The organism is Magnetococcales bacterium, from assembly GCA_015228815.1.
In the GTDB taxonomy this organism is placed as follows: Bacteria; Pseudomonadota; Magnetococcia; order Magnetococcales; family UBA8363; genus UBA8363.
In genome coordinates this window covers 1-6,909 of record JADGCV010000083.1, presented here as the reverse complement: position 1 = coordinate 6,909, position 6,909 = coordinate 1, and the positions used below count along the sequence as shown (strand labels likewise).

The 6,909-nt window shown below is 54.5% G+C and carries 5 protein-coding genes; all 5 read left to right on the top strand.

Translation table 11 applies throughout. The annotated features are described in order from the left end of the window. The first annotated feature begins 81 nt into the window (after positions 1-81). The 5 genes from HQL76_17900 (at position 82) to HQL76_17880 (ending at position 6,782) form a co-directional block, all read left to right on the top strand. Positions 82-351 (top strand): hypothetical protein, encoded by a 270-nt coding sequence (locus HQL76_17900; protein ID MBF0111042.1) that lies wholly within the window; start codon positions 82-84, stop codon positions 349-351. Positions 352-938: 587 nt separating this feature from the next. Then, positions 939-4,535 carry a cadherin-like domain-containing protein gene (locus HQL76_17895; GenBank protein ID MBF0111041.1) on the top strand — a complete coding sequence of 1,199 codons (3,597 nt, stop codon included), beginning with the start codon at positions 939-941 and terminating at the stop codon, positions 4,533-4,535. Continuing rightward, on the top strand, positions 4,471-5,928 hold the full coding sequence (locus tag HQL76_17890; protein ID MBF0111040.1) for a tail fiber domain-containing protein: 1,458 nt from the start codon (positions 4,471-4,473) through the stop codon (positions 5,926-5,928). Before HQL76_17895 ends, HQL76_17890 begins: the two co-directional genes overlap by 65 nt. Before the next feature lie 231 nt (positions 5,929-6,159). After that, the gene (locus HQL76_17885) at positions 6,160-6,375 is read left to right on the top strand and encodes an antitoxin family protein (GenBank protein ID MBF0111039.1); all 216 of its coding nucleotides are present in this window, start codon (positions 6,160-6,162) and stop codon (positions 6,373-6,375) included. Further along, positions 6,375-6,782 carry a PIN domain-containing protein gene (locus HQL76_17880; protein ID MBF0111038.1) on the top strand — a complete coding sequence of 136 codons (408 nt, stop codon included), beginning with the start codon at positions 6,375-6,377 and terminating at the stop codon, positions 6,780-6,782. The genes HQL76_17885 and HQL76_17880 overlap by 1 nt, the downstream gene beginning before the upstream one ends. Positions 6,783-6,909 lie beyond the last annotated feature (127 nt).

The following is a 6,909-nucleotide window of genomic DNA, read 5'->3' as shown; positions in this document are numbered from 1 at the left end:
CCGATCCAGCGATTCTGGAAGCGTGGAGCCTCAGAATCTTTGAGGCCCGGTCATTGGGGGATGTGTTCGAAGATCCAAAATATGACTGATCACGATTCCATCTACCATCGTCTTTTCGGCCCAACGCCAGACTGTTTTTCGCAGGCACTGGTGGTGCAAGCTGCCAAAGTGCCGGATTTTTTACGGTCTTTCCAAAATCTTTCGTCTGGATTGGCCGATGCTCCGGGAATCCCTTTGCAAGCCAAAGTGGGCGCGCAAATGATGGTAATGAGCCAAATATTTTTCCATAACGAGCTTCAGATAATCTTCATTCAAAACCATGATAGGGTCCAACGCATCGTTTCTGACTGACCCTTGGTTTACAAACAATAGACATGGGCGGTTGTTTCGGGGTCGGGAAAGTGGTCAAAATAGTCCATCGCCTTGGTGATGTAGAGGTAGGTACGGTCTTGGTATCGGTCGGGTGATGGCGACCGGCGGCGTGGGCATTGCCCGAAAGGGCATGACATGTGAGGATGACGTTGCTTTTCCCAAGAATCCGAACCTTCCGTTCCGTTGGGTCCTCGCCCTTGGAATTTTCGTCTTTCGCCGTTTTCCTGTCAAACCCAGTTTCGCTCCAATCTGTTTTTTCCATACCCAAAACTTCAAGGCAGTGTCTGGACCGTCGCATCCCCAACATCAAGATACGTCGCCCAAAAGCAAAAATGTGGGCCGACCGCCGTAATGCCGCACACGAACTGAATCAACCCGGAAAACTTCATGCCAGGATGCCATCGTCATCCTGAAAAATAGTTCCATAAATCTGCAAAATTTGCTTGATTTTTGCCGGGGGGGGGTAAACTGCACTTATTTTGGAGCAACGAGCTGTTCCTGATGATGTTTTTTTTGCAAGCATTACACAACCGTGATGCAGGTTGCCTGGGGGAAGTGGAGGGGCCGTGAAATCCAAAAGAATACTCGGTCTGGGCGCCGCGGCGACGTTGGCCTTGTTTGCGGCAGGTTGCGGCGGAGGTGGCGGGGGCGGTGGTGCCGGAACCTCGGTCGTTACCCTTTCCGGCACGGTGGCGGATGGTTTGGCCATGGCCAATGCCAAAGTGACGGTTCAGTCAACGACCGGGGTCACGGTCGATGTGGGGACGACCGACGCCAACGGGCAGTATGCCGGGTTTGCCTTTCCGTCCGGGTTTGCCTTTCCGGCGATGATGAGCGTCACCCGATCCAACGGCAAGGAGGTGTTGCGTTCCATCATTCCCGTTCAACCGGGGACCAGTGCCACGACCAACATCAATCCCATCACCCAGACCATCGCCACCCGGATGATTCCGACCGGGGGTTCACTCGCCCGTTTGGATGTGAGTGACGGGGACAACGGTTTTGCCAAACAGGCCAAGACCGTCGTCCAGACCGCCTTCGGCAGTGCCATCGACTATGACACGTTCGCGGGCAAGCCGTTCAAGGCCAGGACCGCCAGTGATCCCAAAGCGGGCGGGTTGGCCGATACCTTGATCGATACTCTGGCGGGGCTGGATCCGACGCGCAAACCGGAAGATCTTCTGGCCAGCGCCACCAATACCAAGGATTCTTCCGTCGCCAAAAACTTGATGTCAACGCCTGCTTTTCAGGCGCGACTCGCGGGAGAACTGGTTTCCCAGGGACGCCCCTCCGGTGATGTCAAAACCATGATCCAGGCGGAAGCGGTCTCCGGGGCGGATACCTCGATGATCCTGGCCAATACCGAAACCTTTGCCAAAACGTTCGAGGAGGTCTTCACCAGCGCCAACAGTGAATTGACCGGCTCCGACAGCCAAAAGCGGGCATCTTTGGAGGCCATCGTCGAATCGGCGGCGGTGACGGTGGCCAGGATCGTCGAGAAAAAAGGGGTGACCGGTGGCGATGCCTTGACCAATGTGGTGAGCAACAGCATGGCACTGGTCAAGGGACCTTTGATCGCCATCGGCAAGACCGACCAGGGTGGGGAAAACCTGTCCCTGATCCTGACCGCCACCCGGGAACAGATGTCGGATCTGATCAATACCACCACGGTGGATCTGACCCAGTCGGGGGCGAACGTCGCGACCCTGGGGACCCAGGTCAAAAACTTTGGCGAGATCGTCTCCCAGGCGGTGTCCAATTCGCTGAAATCAGGCAAGGACAAGAGCAAACTGGATGACAAGGAAAAACTGTTGGTTGCCACCAACATGGGCAAGGGGATCGCCAGTTCTCTGACCACCTATCTGAGTGATCTGGCGGTGGACCGTTCCGCCATGACCGACGCACAGAAGGAAAAACTGGGCAAGGCGGAAAACGCCGCCAGGAACACCGCCACCGCTCTGGATTCGGCCCTGGTGGAAATGGCGGCGGATCAGGATGCGGATGCCATGGATGACGATGTATTGAACTCCATGGCGAGCGCTCTGGTCACCCAGGCGTCCGAAACGTTCAAAAACTATGACCTGACGGTGGATGCCGCCGCTTTTTCGGGGGCGGCGGTCAAGGTGTTGACCAACATGGCCCGACTGGTGGTGGACAACACCGCCATCCTCCATGCCCAGGCGACGGCGCTCGATGCCGACAAGCAGGCGGTCCTGGCGGAGGCGATGGCCGGACAGTTGTTCGATGAGCTTGAAAACATCGATCTGACGGGCGATGATTTGCCCGAAAGTGCCATGAATGTCGCAACCAATCTGGCCCGGGCCGTCGGACCGGCGTTGGTCGAGAAAGTGGGACAATCGTCCGATTACCAGGGGAGCAACCTTCAGGTCCTGGCCGCCAATGCCGCCGCCAGTGCCATCACGGAATTGAAAAAGACGGCGACCCTGACCGGTTCCATCGATGCCGAAACCCTGACCCGGTTGCAACAGGAAGCCGCTGCGACGGCGGAAACTTCCCGGACCAACATGGAAACCTCGTTTCGCACTCTGGAGGAACAGGGGATTTCCCTGGCCGAGGTGACCCAGGGTTTGGCAGCGGCAGGGCTGGATGGCGAGGCGATGGAAGTGGTGTTTGCCCAGGTGCAAAATACGCTGGCCTCCGGGGGCGTTGTGATGCAGGAAGCCGCCCGGGACATCACGGAGACTGCCGCGACCATGGCGGGCGCCGTATTGGAACGGGGTGGCAGTCTGGCCCAGGTACGGGAAACCATTGCCTCGCCTTTGACGGCGATGGCGGAGGTAGCCCGGGGTAGTGAGGGACAGGATACCAACACGATTCTCAATTCGGTTCGCACCAGCGCCAATACTTTGGAACAAACCACCCAGGCGTTATCCAGTTCCAGGGATGTGTCGCTGGAAAATCTGATGTTAACCACCGGTAACGTCGCTGCCATCGTCGGGACCCAATTGAATGAAGCTGCGAGGGACGAATTGGTGAACAACGTGCGCGGCACGGCGGCCACGGGTGGGGAAACAACGTTGGAGACGCTGGCAAGTCAACTCTCCCCACACAGCGAAAACATTCTGGCCCAGGCGACGGTCCAACAAGCGGTCATTCAGGAGCGGACGACGGTCATGTTGCAGGCGGTCAATCGCCTCCCTGAATTCGTCCCCTTCACGGAACAACCGACGGTCGAGGTTGGCAAGGTGTATACCGGACTTTTGCCGATCCGGGATGAAGAGGGAGAAACCAATCTGACCTTTCGGATTGTCGTCAATGGCGAGAAAGGGACCGCCACCATCACCGATCCCCGGACCGGGGCCTTCACCTACCGTCCCAATCCCGGAACGGTCGGCGACGACCTTTTTTCCTTTGCCGTCCATGATGGCATCGGGGAGACCGCCCCCTTCATGGTCTCCATGCGCATCCTCAATCCACCCCCGGTTCCGATCGGAGGCGCATTGTGGGATCAAGCAGTTTGGGACACGGACCGGTGGGATCCCGGTTCCATGGCGATGACCATCGGTCAAATCTTCACCGGATCCCTGGCCATGGCCGATGCCGATGGCGGGCCGACGTCGTATCAGATCATCACGCAACCCGCCCACGGGGTACTTGCCATCACCGATCCGGCGACGGGCGCCTACACCTACACCCCCAACACCGGCGTGCATGGGACCGACTCCTTCACCTACAAGATCAACGATGGTCTTTCCGATTCCGCACCGATTACCGTTTCGATCGCGGTCAACCCTCCCGAAGATATTGCGGCCAACCGGAAACTTCGGGTAGGTGATGTCACAGTGGCCGAAGGGGATGGCGGAACCGTCCAGGCCGTGTTCACCCTCACCCTGGATTATCCCAGCACACGCCCCATCTCGGTACAGTTCAACACGGGCGACGACACCGCAACCATGGGGGCCGACTATACGTTTACCAACGGTACGATCACGTTCAATCCGGGCGAGACCAGTAAAACGGTTTCAGTACCGCTGGTTGCAGACAATTCTGACGAGGGTAACGAATCTTTCAAACTGCTGCTCCATACCGTTTCCGGTGCCGTGATCGAAGATGATACAGGCATTGCGCAAGTGACGGATGATGATGCTGGCGAAGGTTCTGTTTGGGATCGGACTGTTTGGGATATGGGGGTTTGGATTTGATGTGTACTCTTATCAATTGCTGTTGAAACATACGACGGCCTTGCTGGTAAAAACTGACTTTATTTATTGCATGGGGGTAAAAAAGATGAAGAACATGTTCAAAATGGTTGCTGTTGCCATCGTGACCCTTGGATGCGGCTATTCCTTTGCTGAGAGTATTACAAAACCCAATACATTTGCATCCGGTTCGGTAATCAGTTCCGCGCAGGTAAATTCAAACTTTGATACTGTTTACAGTCAGGTGAACAAAATTGGCACCATGATCAATATTGATTCAGCAAACTCCAGGATGGGTGTTGGCTTATCAAATTCACAATCAATAATGCAGATAGCAACCAATGGCAATCCTTTTATTGTTGCAGCGCAGACAGGTCTTGGTAGTACAGTAAGCAAACGTATACTCTCTGCTGGATCCGAGCCGGGTATACATCTCAGTTCAGATTACTCAATGTCCAGTGGAACACAAACGGGGTCAGAGACATCTCTGATGGGCATGCAAATTGGAGCAACTCAGCTTAAAACAAACACAACAGAGCAATACAATCAAATTTTCTATGGTGGACAACCTTTAGCAATCGTTCAAGTGACACCCAATCAACCGGGATGGCCAACTTCCCGAGTTCTGGTTTCTGCAAGTGGAAAAGTGGGTATCGGGACAACAGACCCAAAAAGATTGCTCCACGTAGAAAGTAGTGCTTATTTTAAAGGAGATATCGCTATTGGTCCATCCTACGGCACAGAAAATAATTGGGGATTCGTCGGGGAAGCGGGACATTTGACTTGGTCTTCGGACAATTATTTTCATGTTTCGAGTAACGCCCCGAATGGCTACGGCCTCGTGCTTGGTCCGAATGATTCATATGATCATCAAGTGACAATAAAAACGAATGGATATGTAGGCATTGGCACTCATACGCCCTCTTATCCCCTCCACATGGCCAGTGGTGCATATGTGACTACGGGTGGGACATGGACTAATGCCTCCAGCAGGGAATATAAAGATAATATTACCGAACTGTCGTTGGAATCGGCTCGGACGGCCCTTTTGCAGTTAAACCCGGTGACGTTTACCTACAAAAACGAACCCGACGATCAGCATGTAGGTTTCATTGCCGAGGATGTGCCGGAATTGGTTGCCGCCAAGGACAGGAAAGGACTTTCTCCCATGGATACCGTTGCCGTGGTCACCAAGGTGGTACAGGAGCAGCAGAAGACCATCAAGGCTCAGGAGGAGATCCTCCAAAAACAGAGCAGGGAAATTCAAGCCTTGACCGCCATGCTGCAACAAACTTTGGCACAAATTTCCACGATCCAACACAAAGTCAACCAGATCGAAGCGGCGCAACAAAATCCAATGCTGCAAAAAGCGTCCTACACCGAAATGGTTCACTGATCCCACCTTCTTAATGGATCCTCCCGTCAGTTCCGCAACACGCGAACTGACGGGAGCGTTCCGTCGGTCTTGCTTCTTCTCTGCCGTGCCGGGTGCAGGTTGACACTTTTTTTCGTGCTTTTGCCACCGTTCATGGAATATCCTTTTGTGCATGACCGACCACGATTCCATCTACCATCGTCTTTTCATCCCGAAGGACCACCGGTCAAACATAGGGTCTGCCTTGAAGCCATGATTAAAGCCATCGAAGCGGTTTGTACCAACGGTGCGATCAAACCCCTGGAGCCAGTCGTCTTTGAAGAGGCGGAACACTTGGTGATATTGCGTCTGCCAAAGGGGACATTTCCTATGGCACCGCAACGTGTTCGTGGAGCCATGAAAGGCATGTTGTCCAGCGTCGATGAATTTATTGCGGCCAAAAACGCTGAAGTTGCGTTGGAACGCTGATGATGAAGGGATACCTCCTGGATGCCTGCGCTCTGTTGGCCTTGTTGAACGACGAACCAGGAGCCGATAGGGTGGATTCCTTGCTCGGCTGTGGATCTCCGATGTTCATGAGTGCTGTCAATGTTCTGGAAGTCGCTTACGACGCTGTGAGGCGCAACCGGCAGGGAGACGCCGCAGGGATGGTCCTGAGACTGGTTCGCTCCGCAGGTATTGAAATCTTGTGGTCCATGACTGAATCAGAAATGATGGCTTCGGCCCAATGGAAAGCACGGGGAAAACTTTCCCTGGCGGATGCCATCGCCTTGGGTATCGCCGAAACCAGAAGTTTCAAACTGGTCAGTGCTGATCACCACGAACTGGATCCACTGGTTGCTCAAGGGCTGGTACACGTAGAATGGATCCGGTGAATCAACCCTGCCGCTCACACCCTGTCCCCACGCACCAAAAAGGTTTGCGGAATTCCGGGGACACAACACCAAATTATTGGAATTCCAGAGTGCCCCTTCCGATTGGTTCACCCTGCCAGATTTTGGA

Excerpts from the sequence above, each read along its gene's own strand:
- HQL76_17900 (MBF0111042.1), top strand. The coding sequence starts at position 82 with ATGACTGATCACGATTCCATCTACCATCGTCTTTTCGGCCCAACGCCA.
- HQL76_17890 (MBF0111040.1), top strand. The coding sequence starts at position 4,471 with ATGATGATGCTGGCGAAGGTTCTGTTTGGGATCGGACTGTTTGGGATA.
- HQL76_17885 (MBF0111039.1), top strand. The coding sequence starts at position 6,160 with ATGATTAAAGCCATCGAAGCGGTTTGTACCAACGGTGCGATCAAACCC.
- HQL76_17880 (MBF0111038.1), top strand. The coding sequence starts at position 6,375 with ATGATGAAGGGATACCTCCTGGATGCCTGCGCTCTGTTGGCCTTGTTG.